We start from the raw sequence: 16,016 nt of genomic DNA, 5'->3' as shown, positions 1-16,016 counted from the left end.
CCTCAGTAAGGACCGACCCGTTAGCGGTTCCGATTGCTCCTTAGGGCCCTTCGGGGCCCTAATTTTTTGGAGTTTTACATGCGCTACGTGGTTGGTATCGATGTTGGTTTGTTCTCTGTCGGGTTTGCGGCACTAGAGATTGATGACGCGGGAAATCCAATCAGGATTCTAAATTCCATGTCCCATATTCACGACTCGGGGCTGGATCCGAACAATCAGAAGACTGCCCAAACGCGTAAAGCAGTGTCTGGTGTGGCGCGACGTACACGCCGCCTGTATGCCACTCGCAAAAAACGTCTGGCGACGTTGGACTCTTTTCTCACGAATAATGGCTTCCCAATTGTGAACCTTGAAAATGAGGCTGACAAAATCGCTTGGGAAGCCCGAACAAAACTCGCCAATCAAAAGATTGATGATGAAGGCGAAAAGTACAAGCTTTTCTCAATCGCCATCCGTCATATCGCTCGTCACCGTGGCTGGAGAAATCCGTATGTTCCGGCTGAACGGCTTAATGCTCTGCGCAGCCCATCTGATGGGTTCCGGGCATTGGAGAGTAAAGCACGAGAAATAGCTAAGGGACCGATTCCTTCTAATCCGACTCTGGCCCAACTGGTTACTGCACTGCCAAATGGTGCGACGCAACTGCGTGGCGAAGGCGGCTTCCTATCAGAGCGCCTGAACCAACAGGATTTTGCTAATGAGATTTTGAAAATTGGCTCCACCCAAGAGTTCACTTCCGAATTCATGGCGAAAGTGGTTTCCCAAGTTTTTTACGCGAAAAGCCCGAAGGGATCAGCTGAAAAATTTGTCGGCAAAGATGAGCTCGACCCATCGCAGCCACGCGCATGGCGCGCCACACTTGCTTTTAATGAATACCGAACCATCAGTCTTTTAGCGAACGTCCGAATTGCTGACTCCGCCTCTCCCACAAAAGCTCAACGCGCTCTAACCGTAGAGGAACGCAAGAAGGTCTTTGGCTTCCTCAATACTTGGAATAAACGGACTTCCCCAACCTGGACTGATGTCGCTGAAGTACTTGGCATTGATCGCGGCTGCCTAAAAGGCACTGCTACCTCGAATGACGATGGTGAGCGAGTATCAGCAGCTCCCCCTATTAACCACACTCATCAAATCATGTGGAACTGCCAAGTGAAGTCTCTGCGAGAGTTTTGGCGCAAAGGCAGCGATGCGATGCGCAGCAAACTAATCCACGAGCTGTCCAATGTAGAGACAACGTCCGAAGAATCTCCTGAGGCGATTGCTGCAGCGACAGCGATACGCTCACTTTCTCCAGAGGAGATGGAAAAACTTGAATCAATCAAACTTCCTCATGGGCGCTCTGCGTACTCAGTGCGGACTTTGGAAAAACTCTCTCACTACTTACTGAATAACGAAGCTGACTTACATGCAGCGCGTCAGGCGCTTTTTGACATCTCTGATAGCTGGCACCCTGCCGCTCCTCCAGTTGCTGAACCAACAGGAAACCCATCTGTAGACAGAACACTCAGTGCAATTAACCGCTGGCTACTGCTTGCAGAGAAGCGTTGGGGCATACCTGTATCAATTAACATTGAGACTGCTCGACATGGATTTAAGTCCGAAAATGTCGCACGAGAAATCGACCGTGGTATCGAACGCCGTGCAAAACGTAACCGTGCAGTCCAAGAAAACATCGCCAAGGTACTGGGCATTGAGGGCAAGGTACGCCGTGGCGACCAACTTCGATACCAGGCAATCCAGCGTCAAAATGGACAGTGTGCTTACTGTGGTGCGCCAATCACTTTCAAGAATGCGGAGATGGATCATGTCGTTCCCCGTGCCGGCGCAGGTTCAACTAACTCACGGAATAACCTGCTAGCTGCATGCCATAAGTGCAATCTCAGTAAAGGAAAGTTACCTTTTGCAGTTTGGGCAAGCAAAGAACTATCTGGCCCAAATGTGAGCCTCCAAGGTGCTATTGACCGAGTGAATCAGTGGCCAACCGATAGCGGTCTTACTACTAGGGAAATGAAGGATTTCCAAGGATCCGTAATCAAGAATTTGAAGCGGACTTCGGAAGACGAGAAAATTGATGCCCGCAGTATCGAATCGGTTGCATGGATGGCCGTCGAACTCAGGCATCGTCTAATTGGCTACTTCGAGCAAATGGACTTTGCACCTAAAATCCGTGTCTTTAGCGGTGCCGTGACTGCATCTGCTCGCAAAGCATCTGGCATCGAAAAGCGCATAAAAATGCTGGGCGGAAGTCACGGTAAGAATCGTTTAGACCGGCGTCACCATGCGTTGGACGCGACAGTAATTTCGCTGATGTCGTACACCGTGGCACAGACATTGCTGGAACGTCACAACTTGCGTTGGGAAGAGTCTATTACTCGTACCCCTGATTCCGACTATGGAACTTGGAAAGAGTACAAGGGGCGGAACCAACAGAACAGGTACCTGTTTGAACAATGGACTCATCGAATGCGTTTGACCGTACCTCTACTCCAGGATGCTCTGGATGATAACCGCATTTCAGTTACCGAAAATCTCCGCCTACGCCTTGGGAATAGTCAGGCGCACGAGGCTGGCATTGGAAAACTTATTTCTGCGCGGGTTGGAGACTCTCTATCCACTGAATTAATTGATAGAGCATCGACACCTGCACTCTGGTGTGCCCTTACACGTTCAGAGGACTTTGACTGGAAAGACGGATTACCGGAAAACCCGACGAGGGAGATCAGAGTCAATGGGAAACACTTAACAGCCGAGGATGAAATCACTTTCTTCGGTGTTAAAGCTGGTGCAATTGCTATTCGTGGTGGCTATGCAGAACTCGGCGCCTCTTTCCACCATGCGCGTTTGTATCGTATTACGAACGGAAAGCAGCAAGCGTACTGCATGCAGCGCGTATACACTGTGGATCTTGCCCGTCACCAGGGTGAAGATCTATTTTCAGTCGAACTACCGCCTCAATCCATTTCTGTACGCCAGTGCGAACCAAAACTTCGTAAGGCATTGAGAGAGGGGACAGCCGAATACATCACCTGGTTTGTCGTCGGCGATGAGCTTCACGTGAACTCTAGTAAAGTTGCTACGGGTCAAGCCGCCACTTTCCTCGCGGAATATGGGGACATACGGTCATGGCGAATTAGGGGATTTGACTCAAATGCAAAGCTAAAGCTAAAGCCAACATTGTTTTCTGCCGAAGGACTTCCTCCAAATATTTCAGCAGATTGCAAAAAAGTCATTGACCGTCCTGGCTGGCGGCCAGCAGTCAACAAATTGTTTGGTCTCGGCTCCGTAACCATTGTCCGTCGGGACGCGCATGGTCGACCGCGATTCGAAAGTACGGGTCATCTCCCCACTTGCGTTCAAGTGGAGTCACTATGACATGGCGTGTACTCGACTTCACATCATTCAATGGCCGACTTAGTTACACCCGCGGGCACATCAAAGCTGAGTACCATGATGGACATTGTAAGACTGTTAGCCTCGCCGAGACTGCGGTGATTACAATTGCCAACAATGTAGATATTTCGTCTGGACTGCTTGGTGTACTGGGCGAGAAGAGCATTCCAGTCATCATCACTGATTGGCGAAAGATTCCTATCGCAACATCCACCGGGTGGTCGACACATACCCGTGTCGGGGCACGTCAAATTGCACAGGCCAGTCTAAGCCTCCCTAGACGTAAACAGGCATGGGCCAGTCTCGTGCGCGCGAAGGTTCACAGTCAAGCACAAACGCTTCAGGCGCTCGGCTTTCCCGCAGCCTCGAATGACTTGCACAAGCTTGCTTTAGAAGTAAGGTCAGGCGATCCGGCGAATGTCGAGGCACAGGCAGCTCGTTACTATTGGAGTCACTTCTACGATGAATCTTTTCATAGAAATCAAGATGGGATTGATTTCGTTAACATCGCACTCAATTATGGGTACACCATCCTAAGAGGTCACTGCATTCGAGCTGTCACAGAAGCCGGACTCTGGCCTGCCTTAGGTGTTTTTCATCATTCAAGATCAAATGGTTTTAATCTAGCTGATGATTTGATTGAACCATTTAGGCCAGTAATCGACTACTCCGTCGCACAACTACCTCCTGACTCCGAGATTGAAAATCCCGCCGTCCGAACAGCACTGGTTTCAGCCTCTGCTGCTCAGTTCCATAAAGATGGACGAAGCGTAACCACAATGTTAAGCGCAACAGCCCAACAGTTCGGACGGTACGCAGAGGGAGAAATCAAGCAGTTCCGTGCGGAGTCATGGTCTGGCCCCTTCCGGGAATCATCATGACGCGCGAGGACAAACGCATGTGGTGCATCGTCATGTTTGATCTTCCAGTTAAGACGGAAATTGAACGAAAAGAAGCTACAAAGTTTCGGAATTTCCTCCTAGACAACGGTTTTAGTCGAGTTCAATACAGCGTGTACGTGCAATACCTTCCATTAGGCGCACAACTAGCCAAAATTGCCAGGGACATCAAGCAAAGGTTACCCAACGCAGGCGAAGTTCGAATCGTTCCGTTGACAGACAAACAATGGTCAAATGCGTTCCGTTTTTGTAAGGGAACGCCCCAAAAGATGGAGGAAACACCACAACAGCTTGAAATTTTTTAGAAAAAATCCCCTGATAGACCTGTTCAAAAGGTATTTTTCTGCCTCTCGGAAGTCTATCAGGGGAAATGAGAACCAATCCCCAGCTGCACCGTCACAGGAATCGTGCAGGGATGAAGTCTATCAGGGGAAATGAGAACCAATCCCCAGCGACAGTGAGGTGTGGTGGCACATGCAGAGAAGTCTATCAGGGGAAATGAGAACCAATCCCCAGCTACACGGAGGACGCGCAGATTGAGATCAGAAGTCTATCAGGGGAAATGAGAACCAATCCCCAGCATGAAGAACTCGTCGGGGACGTTTTCTTGAAGTCTATCAGGGGAAATGAGAACCAATCCCCAGCATAATCGACGCAACAACACCGATGATTGGAAGTCTATCAGGGGAAATGAGAACCAATCCCCAGCGTAGCGTGCCATGCTGTGTCCTCCCTTGGAAGTCTATCAGGGGAAATGAGAACCAATCCCCAGCCAGATTACGCGCGCGTGGTGGCGGATGTGAAGTCTATCAGGGGAAATGAGAACCAATCCCCAGCCCGGCTGGGCGAGTAGGAGCTGGCGCGGGAAGTCTATCAGGGGAAATGAGAACCAATCCCCAGCAAGATGAACGAGCAGCGCGGCAGCTTCGGAAGTCTATCAGGGGAAATGAGAACCAATCCCCAGCATACCGCCGTTGAGATCGTCACACCGGGGAAGTCTATCAGGGGAAATGAGAACCAATCCCCAGCCCGCGCGAGCGGGGATGCCCCTTCCAACCAAGACTGGATCACCAACAAAACTAATCGGTCTCCACTAACCTCTCCACAACTTCCGCTAGTCCTATCCGGCAATCAAAACAACAAGTGACACGAATGGTGGAACACTTCTGTTAACGCGATGAAATGAGGCATTCCCAGCCACCTGAGTAAAAACAGTCAACCTGCGAAGTAAACCAATTCCTCCGACTGAAATACATCGCGCGCATGAGTCACCTAGAGCCCTCATGATGAAAGACACTCGCAGGCACTACATAGGTTTTTGCGTGCGTGCTTTGCGGGCAACTCCTGTTTCGCAGTGGCAGCTCGCTGTGCCCTGATCTCCGCTACCTGCTGCTTGCGGGTATTGAACCCCATGCGCCACGGGGCAGCTAGGCCTGACTCGGGGGCATGTGGGTTATCGCGCCAAGATTTGCCCTCGTTGTAGGCCTGCGCGCCCTCACGGTATGCGGCAGATTGCTCGGCAAAGATTGGGTACGGCTGTTCAGCAGCCTGTCTGGCCTGCGCACCGACAGCTTTCATTTTCGCGCGCAGTTCCTTGATTTTGTCCTGAATCTTTTTGTTGTAGCGTTCCTGCTGCTCTGCAATATCGACGAGTGCCTGCTGCTCGGTGATGGGGTCGAACGAGTCTTGGCCTGCCTTGTCGTAGGCTTCCTTAGCGCGCGAGGTGCGCTCCCAACCACGCAAAGAGGGATTGTAAACGCACCAGTCTTCCTGGCCGTCGTCTTTGTAGATACTGCCGTTGTGATCCCAGTACTTCGTCATGCGCTTACCCTTCTGAGTGTTTACGCGGGTCTGACTACGCCGTTAGGCACAGGGAACCCGAAGGCGACAGAACCTACACTAACCTCTCCGGAGCTTCCGCCAGGCCCAATCAATAATCACGAAGCCAACAAGCGTCACACCGAACAGTGGTGCAACTACCGAGTAGGCAATCAACAGCGCCACAACAGCCGCTGCAACACCCGGGCGAATATCTCGCCAGCGCGTTGGCGCCGGGAACCTGCCCGGACGACCACCTCGGCCGCGTCCAAACCACATGACGTACCCGCGCACAATCATCGCCAGCAGAGCAACACCGATCAGCGCCAGGACCAGCTGATTCACCCACCCGAACAGGATGCCCATGTGCGCGTTAATCAGCCATTCGGTCAGCTTCGCCGGCAGCGGCCAGTCCGCAAAATGGATCCGATCGACCATCGCTCCGGTCGACCCGTCAACGGTGACGGTCTCAATGCCCATCCGCCATTCCTCGCGGGCTTCCTTGGCCATCCACACCGTGCCAGCTTCCGGTGGTGTCAGTTCGACTTTCCCGGACAGTCCCTCGGCACGCGCGAGGTTCATAACACTATCCGCCTCTGACCAGTCATAATTCGCTGGCGCAGTCGCAGTCACAGCTGGTTTCGGCGCGTACCAGTCCATCGTCTCGCGCAGCTTAGCAATACCCGTTCCAGCCACCCACGACCACGTCAGGCCGGTGACGGTCAGGAACAAAAGTCCAACGCTGACCGCCACACCAACATTCGCGTGACGACGCATATGATGTGCCCTCTTACTTGTTCCCTGTGTCCGCTTGCGGCGCGAGCGATCCCACCAGAGCCAAAGGCCACCGATAGCCAGTGCACCCATCCAAGATGCTGCCGTCTCAGAGTAGAGGCGACCAAAGTTGCTATCAATCCAGAGCCTGCGGTGCCCTTCCGAAATCCACGCCCGCAGCGGCAGCGCCGCCGAGGAGCCGTACTGCACCAGGTCTCCCTTGATGCTCAAGTCGCCTGGGTCGACGAACACCGCATGTCGGTAGGACTCCGACTTCAACTGCTCATCGTTGAACATAACTCGCGTTGTCTGTCCCGGCTTTTCCGGGATCTGCACTGCGGTCACCGGCAGCTCAGGATGCACGAGCTGCGCGACCTCAACCTGCTTTTCCAGAGGCTGTGCGGGAAGGCCTGATGTTGCAGTTAGTTCTTCGTGGTAAACCACCTTTTCTATGCTCGGGGCGAGGGCATACGCCACGCCTGTGACAGCTGCAATAACGAGTAGCGGCGCAACGAGGATGCCTGCAACGACATGGATTCGGTGCAGTAATGCTCGTGGCCCACCATTTTTCTGAGTCTGTGCGACGGGGTTTGCGGCTGGCGTTCCAGCGGCATCGCCTGTGGCTATTGAAGTCATGCTCTATTAGTCGGACGAACCGCCTCACTTGTTCCCCAGCAAGCTCACTTTTATTAACTTCCAGGGGTAACCATTTGGCCACGCGCCCCGTTGTCGGCCACATCGTGCGCAACTATTCGTCGTAAAGCCCGCGTACCCTTGAAGACATGGCTTATCCAGACGTGTACCGCGCCAATGACAACCGCTATGAGACGATGCCATACAACCGCTCAGGCGACACGGGGCTAAAGCTTCCAGCCATTACGCTGGGACTTTGGCATAACTTTGGTGATGACCGTCCGCTCGAGACGCAGCGTGAAATCCTGCGCACCGCGTTTGACCACGGCGTCACGCACTTTGATCTCGCCAACAATTACGGCCCACCACAGGGCTCTGCGGAGGCGAATTTCGGTCGCATCATGGCCAAGGATTTCGCTCCCTACCGCGATGAAATGATCATTTCCTCGAAGGCCGGTTGGTACATGCAGGATGGTCCCTACGGCTTCGGCGGCTCGCGGAAATACCTCGTGGCCAGCTGCGATGCCTCGCTGAAGCGCATGGGCCTGGATTATGTAGACATTTTCTACCACCACCGCCCCGACCCGGATACGCCTATCGAAGAAACCATCGCCGCCCTCGACTTCCTCGTCCGCTCGGGTCGCGCACTCTACGTCGGCGTCAGCTCCTACTCCCCCGAGCTCACTCGCCGTGCGCAGAAAATCGCCCGTGAGCTGGACACTCCGCTGACTATTCACCAGCCGAGCTACTCCATGTTCAACCGCTGGATCGAGGACGAGCTGCTGGCAACCTGCGCCGACGAAGGCATGGGCGTCATCGCCTTTTCCGCGCTTGCGCAGGGGCTTCTCACCGACCGCTACTTGGATGGCGTGCCGGAGTCCTCGCGTCTCGGGGCGCACAAGATGAACTCGGGGTTCCTCAACGACGACACGCTCACCGCCATCCGCGAGCTCAACGCCATTGCTTCACGACGAGGCCAGTCCCTGGCACAGATGGCCATCTCGTGGGTGCTCCGCCGTGACGAAGTGACCTCAGCCCTGATCGGTGCATCCTCGGTGAAGCAGCTGAAGAACAGCCTCGGCGCCCTGGACGCTGCACCGTTTAGCGATGAAGAACTCGCGGAAATCGACAAGTGGGCCGTCGACCGCGGGATTAATCAGTGGCAGGGCGCTACGGAGTCTGTGTAGGGAGCTCATCGAGCGCCGGCAGCACATATTCAATCAGCTCATCAATCTGCTCTTCCGCATCCCGTTTGGAGGTGCGGAAGTTGATGCTGACGTGGTTGATGCCGAGCTGTCGCTGGGATTGCAGCAGTTCAATGAGCTTGTTGCGTCCAAGTCGGTACCCAAAGTGGCCGCCCTGTGCGGGTGCATCGGGGTCTTCATGCAGGTCAATCCACAGTGATTCCAGGAATGGCTTGAACACGCCCTCGCCACACTCCTGCGCCACCGCTTCCTGCCAGTTGGCGATGTTTTTCTTCTGCATCTCCAGGCCCTTGTGGTACATGAACCAACCGTCGGTATGCGCGGCCTTCCACTCCAGGCTCTGCTGACAGGAGCCGGTGGCCAACAGCGGAACTCGGCGGGCCAGCGGCTTGGGCACCACATCGGATCCGCCCATCTTGCCCTCGGACCACCGGATAGGCCGGTAGCTGGTGCTGAGGGCCTTTTCATAGACCTCGATATGCTCGCGGAAACGCTCACCCCGCTTGCCTTTGTCCTGGTTAAAGGCGGGAAACTCCTCGGGTCGGTCCCCAGTGGCAACGCCGAAGAGGAAACGACCGTCGGAAAGCCTGTCCAGCGTGGCAGCGCGCTTAGCCATCACCAACGGATGCTGGAAAGGCACGACGACTGCACCGGTGCCGAGCGCGATGTCGGTGGTGTGTGCGGCGATGTAGCTGAGGTACATCCAGGGGTCGTAGACCTGGCCGACGTCGCCGAATGTTTCCACGCGCAGCGGGATGTCGCGTGCCCACACCGCCGCGATGCCTGCGCGTTCGACTTTCTGAATCAGCCGAATCTGGTTGCTCAGCGCGTCCTTGGGCTCGGCTTCGGCGTCCTGCTCGATGGGCAGACTCAGCCCTACCGTGAGTCGGCCCGGCGCGAATGTACGCTGGTAACCGGGTAGTTCGTCGATGGGCTTGTCCGAAAGATCAAACAGCGAGCTCATGGTGCTCCACGGTAGTACAGCTCGAGGTGCGGCACTCGTCGTTAAGCTGGGAGCATGCTTGAGGATGTCATCATCGTCGGTGGCGGCCAAGCTGCCCTCGCTACCGCCTATTACTTGCACAAACACGGCATTGATCCGCTCATTCTGGACAATCAGCCCGCTCCCGGCGGCTCCTGGCGCAATGTCTGGCCCTCACTGACGCTCTTTTCCACCCCGGACTTTTCCAACCTTCCGGGCATCCAGATGCCCAATTATGACGGTTTCCCGCCCGCTTCCCACGTGATTGACTACCTCAGCTCCTACGAAAAGCGCTACGAACTGCGCGTTCAGCGCCCGGTCGCCGTCACGCACGTCTCCCATGACGGCACCTTCCACCTCACCAGCGATGCCGGTGACCTCGAATCCCGCCAGCTCATCGCCGCCACCGGCAACCGGCCCTTCGTCCCGCACTACCCCGGCACGACCGCCGCAAAACAGTGGCATTCGGCCAACTACCCAGGTCCCGAGCCATTCGAAAGCTCCCGCGTTGCCGTTGTCGGCGCGGCGAACTCCGGCGCACAAATTGCCTCTGAACTGGTACTTTCCAACATCGACACCACCTGGTTCACCCGCCACGAACCACGCTGGATGCCCAACGACGTCGACGGCCGCGTCCTGTTCAAACGCTACCGCCAGGGCGCCACCGACAGCATCGGCGACATCGTCGTCCTACCGCCCGTCCGCAAAGCCCGCGACTCCGGCGCACTCACCTGGACGCCCATGTTCTCCTCGCTTGACGACGTCCACGCGGACCACCTCATCTGGTGCACCGGTTTCCGCCCAGCGCTCGGCCCTTTCCGCAGCATCGACTCTGACCTCATCGAGTTCGTCGGCTACGGCGACTGGGTTGGCCCCGGTGCCGCCACGATTATGGGCGTTGGCCCCTTCGCTAAGCGCGCGGCCGAGCGGGTGGCTGCCCGTCTGTCAGCATGACCTGCATCAACAGCATGTCCAACCATCGCCCGTTCTTCGTCCCCACCTGCGGCAGTAGCCCAACACGCTGAAAGCCATACTTTTTGTGCAGCGCAATCGACCCCTCGTTACTGCCTTCTATCGCCGCAGCCAAGACGTGCTTTCCCGCCTCGCGAGCAGCATCGATGGTCGCGCTTAACAGTGCGCCTCCATCCATGCGATGCGATCCTCCGCACTGACAGTGTCATCATTCCAGATGGCGACGGTGTTGATTACGGCTTCGTTGTAGATCTCCGCGATTGCCGCGGCATCGTCCCGCGTTGCGTGCCGGATGATCATGGTTTTACTCCCCGCTGTCTGCGCTGTTTCTGCGCTGTTTATCTGCGCTCTGCTTTTATGAAAGCGAGATTACCAAGCTTTCGTTTTCGAACGGGTGTTTTATTTATGTTTTTGGACCAGGGCCTAGCGTACGCCCTGCAAATGCCCAGCTAAACGGTGCCTTTATAGTCGGCTAACCATCTTCGAAAACTCCTCAAAATTCTCTTTCATTTCTCTTTACAAGCCAGAAAAGCGCCTGTAAGATAGCAAGTAAGTTCGAAAGAAAACCGACAACCATTGGAGCACCAGGGGGATCCAATGAAGTCCGAACAAGTACCCGAACCATATTGGGCTCACGAAAATCCTGAAGATGAGCTCTCAGCACTCGCGCGGGCTACCAACCGCGCCCAACTTGAGTTAATTAAAGCCTGCTGCCCTGCAGGTGATGATGACGTTGAAAACCATGCCGCTCGCATCAGCATTCGGCTGGGAATCACCCGCAGTGAAGCACTGCGTATCTGTGACATTGGCCTGTTGCTGGAGAAAATGCCACAGTTGGCGGAATACGCCCGGGAAAGCTGCGCATTATCCATGCGGCAACTCGGCATCATTGCACATGGCGTAGTCGGCATCGAGCCTGATCAAATACCCGATGCAGAGAAGAAGATTCTGGCATTGGTTACGCCACGGAAGCGTCGTCAAGCAATGATTGGTCCTCGCACGCTCACCACCAAAATTGGTGATATTGCTGCGGACTTGGATGACCGTGCTCGCGCCGACGGCACAATTCCCACCATCACCGACACGGAATCGGTGACTCTGGTGGAACGTCCCGACAGCTACTCCCAAATCATTCTCACACTGCGGCCGGACCGCGCCTATTTCGCCATGTGCGCAATTGAAACGGTCTTCCGCGCGAATGAGGAAATGACGCAGGCGGATGCATTTGTGGAACTCATCCACCAGCGCACCAATGCGGAAGTTGTGCTCAATGTTTTCCGCGAGCCCCACAGTGATGACGCCTGGCTGGACGGTGCCGGCTGGCTAGGCGCGCTGGTCACGGAGGAGTGGATGCAAAAGGTGACGCATGTCCGCCTCTCAGCAGACAGCGCCACCAATGGTTACCGCCCAACTCCAGCGCAGGTCGCCCGCGTCCACGGTCGCGATGGAACATGTCGCTTCCCCGGCTGCGAAGTCCCAGCGTACAAGTGCGATATTGACCATATCGCGCCGTACAACCAGGAAGACCCCGAAGCCGGTGGTCCCACCGACACGCAGAATCTGCACTGCCTATGCAGGAAGCACCACAACCTGAAAACCCACAAGCTCTGGGATATCACCGCTTATGAGGACGGCTCAGAGGTGTGGTCCTCTGCCGACGGCGTTACCGCGGCGACCGTCCCGGCCGGACCATTAGCCGGGTTCGGCCGACAGACTTTTGACAAACGCGCTACCCAGAAGACGAAAGCACGCCATGACCACTACATGAAGTGGTGGCTGTCATTCGCGGCTGTGCCAGATCTGGTCTTTGATGATGGGGAGGATTAACCCAGCGGACCACCGCAGTTCGGCCATGCGCCAGCACCCTGGGAGGCAAGCACGCGCTCGCCAATCTCAATCTGCTGCTCCTTAGTGGCCTGGTCAGCCGTCGGTGCGTACTGGTCACCGCCGTGGCCGCTCCAGGTCTGCTGCGAGAACTGCAGTCCGCCGTAGTAGCCGTTACCGGTATTGGTCTGCCAATTTCCGCCGGACTCACAAGCCGCAACCTGATCCCAGGCGCTAACTGATGCAGCGTTAGCGGCCGCGGTCGGGGCAGCAATCATGCCTGCTGCCACAGCGGCGGATGCGATGAACTTACCGGAAAAACGCATAAAAAGAGAACACTCCTAAAGGGTTGACTTTTCTCTTGGGCGACCAACCTACGCGCACCCTCCCCCGTCCTGTCAACCCGTATCCTGGAAAGCATGTCCGTGGCAGATGTCGTCCGCAAGACCGAGAGAAGGATCAACGCGCTGGCCGCCAAGCGTTCCAAAAACGCTGGTTGGGAACCGGAAATCATCGGTTTCACCGGGTACGGAAATGCAGAGCGCGTGCGCGTATTCGGCCGTGTCCTCCTGAAGGATCCGGCCAAAAAACGAGACGAAGAACGAAACAAAAAACGCGGATTTTGGCAGTTCTTTACCGTCGAACTCGCGGACTTTCCCGTCACCATCACTGCCGGCGACCGCACGGTGGAAACCACCACGGATAGCAACGGCTATATCGAGGTACTAATCAGGAATCACGGCCTGGAACCCGGCTGGCACGAAATCACCATCAACGACACTCCTGCAGAGGTCCTCATCCTCTCCCCGGAGACCAAATACGGCATCGTCTCCGATATTGATGACACCGTTTTGGTCACTATGCTGCCGCGCGCCCTCATCGCCGCCTACAACTCCTGGGTCAAGGAGACAGATGAGCGCAAGGCCGTCGCTGGCTTCGGCGAGTTCTATGCGCAACTTCGCCGTCGTTACGCGAGCAAAACGGACGAGGACACGGACGTCCCCGTCATCTACCTTTCCACCGGAGCGTGGAACACCTTCAGCACACTAAAAAAGTTCCTGCACCGCAACAACTTGCCGAAGGGCCCACTGCTTCTCACCGATTGGGGGCCAACGCCCACCGGCCTGTTCCGCTCCGGCAAGGAACACAAGAAGGTGCGGCTGCGGGACCTGTTTATTGACTTCCCCGAGATCAACTGGATCCTCGTCGGCGATGATGGCCAGTACGACCCGCTCATCTACGGCACGGCCGCGGCGGAGCATCCCGACAAGGTCGCGGCCATCGCAATCCGCAACCTCACTCCCAGCGAGCACGTGCTCTCTCACGGCACGGCGGTGCCAATTGAAAAGCTGGAGAACAAGGAGGTCCCGTTCATCGAGGGCGCCGACGGCTATGAACTGCTCAAACAGATTGACCAGCTGCTGCAACCATGATCTACCTCCGCCATGCCCGTATTCACGATGATGCCGAGCTCCCGGCGTACGTCGTAAAGCTCGCCCTGCCGTTCCCGATGACCTTCACCACGCCGATCACCATCCTGACCGGCGAAAACGGCAAGGGAAAGTCGACAGTGCTGGAGGCGTTGGCGTCGGCGATGGGCGTCGATACGGACGGCGGCTCGCGGTACAAGACGCAAGAGCGTACCTCCCCGGTCCCGCTGGTGCTGACCAGGCGCAATCCCCCGGACACGTTCTTCTTTCGCGGCGACGCGCACCTGAACCTCACGCGCTATTACGAGTCGCTTGGGCAGCTACCAGGTGGCAGAGAAATGGCAGACCTCACCCAGATGAGCCACGGCCAATCCATCATGACGCTGGCCGAACGCCGCTTCAGTCCCGAATCACTGATTTTCCTTGACGAACCCGAGGCGGGACTGTCGGTCCTACGCCAACTGGAGCTCCTCGGCCGCCTCGGCGCGCTCGCGGAAGCCGGCGCACAAATCATCATGGCGACGCATTCCCCCATCCTGCTCGCCGCGCCAGAAGCAACGATTATTTCGCTTGACGACGCCGACACCACCCACTTCGAAGACACCCTCGCGGTACGGACAACCAGGGACTTCCTAGCCGATCCCGTCGGCATCGCGGACTACATGGTGGAGCGTTTTACTTCGGATTCTTAAGCCCCAGCGCCGCGACGACACCCACGGCCGACAGCGCCACCGGTAGCCACATCGCGTCACTCATGGCGGTGGTGAAGTCGCCACGGTTACTGCTGAGCGCCGCGGCCATGACGGTGGCAATCAGTGCGCTGCCCAGCACACTGCCAATCTGGCGGATGGTGTTGTACACACCGGAAGCGGCACCGGCGAGGGACGGGTCGATGTTGCGGGTGGCAGCCGTCGACAGCGTGCCCCATATAAACGCGTTTGCCACACCGAATGCGGCGCCCGGCAGCAGCAGCCACAGCACGGAGAGATCCTCGTGGATGAGGTAGTGGAACCCGAGCATGCCCACCAGTGAGGACCCAAAACCAATCAGCGCGAACTCACGGAACTTCAGCCGGTCTAGCATTCGCCCAGTCCACGGCGCCATGACACCAGAGATGAGCGCCTGCGGCACGAGCAGCAGTGAGGCCTGGATGGTCGATAGGTCGCGGGCGTTCTGGGCGAAGAGGATAATCGGGAAACCGACCGCGACCACCAGCGCGCCCATCACGGCAATGGCCAGCGAGGAGATGGTGAAGTTGCGATCCTTAAAAAGGGACAGCGGCATCAGCGGTTCGGCCGTGGTCTTGGCCTCCCACAGGGTGAACAGGGCCAGGACCACCACGCCACCGGCAATCAGTGCCCAGATCCAACCAGACCAGCCGGCACTCTCCCCCTCCTGAATGCCGAAGACCAGCAGGAACATACCAATCGCGCTGAGTACAACACCGAGATAATCAATCTTGTTGCGGTGCGTCTCAAAGGTCGGCAGATAGCGGAACGCAAAAACGAGCCCGATCAGCCCAATCGGCACATTAATGAGGAAAATCCAGCGCCAACTCAGCAGCTCAATCAACACGCCACCGGCCAGCGGCCCCGTCAGCGAGGCAATTCCGGCCGCCGCACCCCACAGGCCCATCGCCGCACCGCGATGCGCCGGCGGAAACATCTGCGTAATCAGCGCCATCGTCTGCGGCGTCAGCAGCGCGGCCCCCAGTCCCTGCACCACGCGGGCAATGATCAGCATGCTTAACGACGGCGCCAACCCACACGCCAGCGACGCCAACACGAAGATAACCAGGCCCGCTACATAGGTGTGCTTGACTCCCCAGAGGTCACCGAGCCTGCCAGTAATGAGCAACGGCACGGCATAGGCCAGCAGATAACCACTGGTCACCCACATGACCTGGTTGAGCTCACCGCCCAGTTCATGCTGGATGGTGTTGATACCAACGGTGACAATGGTGGCGTCGACCAGGATCATGAAGAAGCCGAGTAACACGGTCCATAGCGCTGGCCACGCCTTTTTGGGATCAAACTGAGTATTCAAATCTGTAGCCACTCGGAGTTATGTTAGTTGATGGCTCGGGTGT

15 protein-coding genes and 1 CRISPR repeat array are annotated in these 16,016 nt (G+C 56.5%); of the genes, 8 read left to right on the top strand and 7 right to left on the bottom strand.

Annotated elements, in window-relative coordinates; translation table 11 throughout:
• Nucleotides 1-78: 78 nt before the first annotated feature.
• The 3 genes from cas9 to cas2 are packed head-to-tail and all read left to right on the top strand — an operon-like array spanning nt 79 to nt 4,594.
• Complete coding sequence (gene cas9, locus CHU70_RS04610) at nt 79-3,372, top strand: type II CRISPR RNA-guided endonuclease Cas9 (RefSeq protein ID WP_147719285.1); 3,294 nt, start codon at nt 79-81, stop codon at nt 3,370-3,372.
• A complete protein-coding gene (gene cas1, locus CHU70_RS04605; protein ID WP_083327464.1) occupies nt 3,369-4,271 on the top strand; it encodes a type II CRISPR-associated endonuclease Cas1 in 903 nt (300 codons plus the stop codon). Before cas9 ends, cas1 begins: the two co-directional genes overlap by 4 nt.
• Nucleotides 4,241-4,594 carry a CRISPR-associated endonuclease Cas2 gene (cas2, locus tag CHU70_RS04600; protein ID WP_256375966.1) on the top strand — a complete coding sequence of 118 codons (354 nt, stop codon included), beginning with the start codon at nt 4,241-4,243 and terminating at the stop codon, nt 4,592-4,594. Before cas1 ends, cas2 begins: the two co-directional genes overlap by 31 nt.
• Nucleotides 4,595-4,642: 48 nt before the next feature.
• Nucleotides 4,643-5,318: direct repeats of the CRISPR family, unit length 36 nt; unit sequence GAAGTCTATCAGGGGAAATGAGAACCAATCCCCAGC.
• A 252-nt stretch (nt 5,319-5,570) separates the two neighbouring features.
• Here the strand turns inward: cas2 and CHU70_RS04595 are convergent.
• Nucleotides 5,571-6,110, bottom strand: coding sequence for a hypothetical protein (locus CHU70_RS04595; RefSeq protein ID WP_070856965.1), 540 nt, complete (start codon nt 6,108-6,110; stop codon nt 5,571-5,573).
• Between the two features lie 78 nt (nt 6,111-6,188).
• Nucleotides 6,189-7,517 (bottom strand): PepSY domain-containing protein, encoded by a 1,329-nt coding sequence (locus CHU70_RS04590; RefSeq protein ID WP_147719286.1) that lies wholly within the window; start codon nt 7,515-7,517, stop codon nt 6,189-6,191.
• Nucleotides 7,518-7,663: 146 nt separating this feature from the next.
• Here CHU70_RS04590 and CHU70_RS04585 point away from each other — a divergent pair, with 146 nt between their 5' ends.
• A complete protein-coding gene (locus tag CHU70_RS04585) occupies nt 7,664-8,701 on the top strand; it encodes an aldo/keto reductase (RefSeq protein ID WP_304505044.1) in 1,038 nt (345 codons plus the stop codon).
• Here CHU70_RS04585 and CHU70_RS04580 read toward each other — a convergent pair.
• Complete coding sequence (locus CHU70_RS04580) at nt 8,685-9,683, bottom strand: LLM class oxidoreductase (RefSeq protein WP_147719287.1); 999 nt, start codon at nt 9,681-9,683, stop codon at nt 8,685-8,687. The two genes, CHU70_RS04585 and CHU70_RS04580, sit on opposite strands and share 17 nt — an antisense overlap.
• A gap of 54 nt (nt 9,684-9,737) precedes the next feature.
• On the opposite strand from CHU70_RS04580, the gene CHU70_RS04575 reads away from it, so the two are divergent.
• Complete coding sequence (locus tag CHU70_RS04575; RefSeq protein WP_147719288.1) at nt 9,738-10,655, top strand: NAD(P)-binding domain-containing protein; 918 nt, start codon at nt 9,738-9,740, stop codon at nt 10,653-10,655.
• On the opposite strand, the gene CHU70_RS04570 is transcribed toward CHU70_RS04575, so the two are convergent.
• Nucleotides 10,612-10,851, bottom strand: coding sequence for a GNAT family N-acetyltransferase (locus CHU70_RS04570; protein WP_318155830.1), 240 nt, complete (start codon nt 10,849-10,851; stop codon nt 10,612-10,614). The two genes, CHU70_RS04575 and CHU70_RS04570, sit on opposite strands and share 44 nt — an antisense overlap.
• On the bottom strand, nt 10,830-10,973 hold the full coding sequence (locus CHU70_RS11485; RefSeq protein WP_306295161.1) for a GNAT family N-acetyltransferase: 144 nt from the start codon (nt 10,971-10,973) through the stop codon (nt 10,830-10,832). The genes CHU70_RS04570 and CHU70_RS11485 overlap by 22 nt, the downstream gene beginning before the upstream one ends.
• A gap of 297 nt (nt 10,974-11,270) precedes the next feature.
• On the opposite strand from CHU70_RS11485, the gene CHU70_RS04565 reads away from it, so the two are divergent.
• Nucleotides 11,271-12,500 carry an HNH endonuclease signature motif containing protein gene (locus tag CHU70_RS04565; RefSeq protein WP_147719289.1) on the top strand — a complete coding sequence of 410 codons (1,230 nt, stop codon included), beginning with the start codon at nt 11,271-11,273 and terminating at the stop codon, nt 12,498-12,500.
• On the opposite strand, the gene CHU70_RS04560 is transcribed toward CHU70_RS04565, so the two are convergent.
• Entirely contained in the window at nt 12,497-12,823 is a 327-nt protein-coding gene (locus CHU70_RS04560) for a transglycosylase family protein (protein WP_005511827.1), read from the bottom strand. The two genes, CHU70_RS04565 and CHU70_RS04560, sit on opposite strands and share 4 nt — an antisense overlap.
• Nucleotides 12,824-12,916: 93 nt before the next feature.
• Here CHU70_RS04560 and CHU70_RS04555 point away from each other — a divergent pair, with 93 nt between their 5' ends.
• Together CHU70_RS04555 and CHU70_RS04550 are read left to right on the top strand one after the other, a co-directional pair.
• The gene (locus tag CHU70_RS04555) at nt 12,917-13,930 is read left to right on the top strand and encodes an App1 family protein (RefSeq protein ID WP_147719290.1); all 1,014 of its coding nucleotides are present in this window, start codon (nt 12,917-12,919) and stop codon (nt 13,928-13,930) included.
• Complete coding sequence (locus CHU70_RS04550) at nt 13,927-14,619, top strand: AAA family ATPase (RefSeq protein WP_147719291.1); 693 nt, start codon at nt 13,927-13,929, stop codon at nt 14,617-14,619. The genes CHU70_RS04555 and CHU70_RS04550 overlap by 4 nt, the downstream gene beginning before the upstream one ends.
• Here CHU70_RS04550 and CHU70_RS04545 read toward each other — a convergent pair.
• Nucleotides 14,603-15,985 (bottom strand): DHA2 family efflux MFS transporter permease subunit, encoded by a 1,383-nt coding sequence (locus CHU70_RS04545; RefSeq protein WP_049172585.1) that lies wholly within the window; start codon nt 15,983-15,985, stop codon nt 14,603-14,605. The two genes, CHU70_RS04550 and CHU70_RS04545, sit on opposite strands and share 17 nt — an antisense overlap.
• Nucleotides 15,986-16,016: the final 31 nt, after the last annotated feature.

The sequence above is a fragment of the Corynebacterium sp. LK10 genome (assembly GCF_008042455.1).
In the GTDB taxonomy this organism is placed as follows: domain Bacteria; phylum Actinomycetota; class Actinomycetes; order Mycobacteriales; family Mycobacteriaceae; genus Corynebacterium; species Corynebacterium jeikeium_D.
The sequence above is the reverse complement of the archived record's forward strand: the minus strand, read 5'-3'. Positions and strand labels throughout refer to the sequence as shown.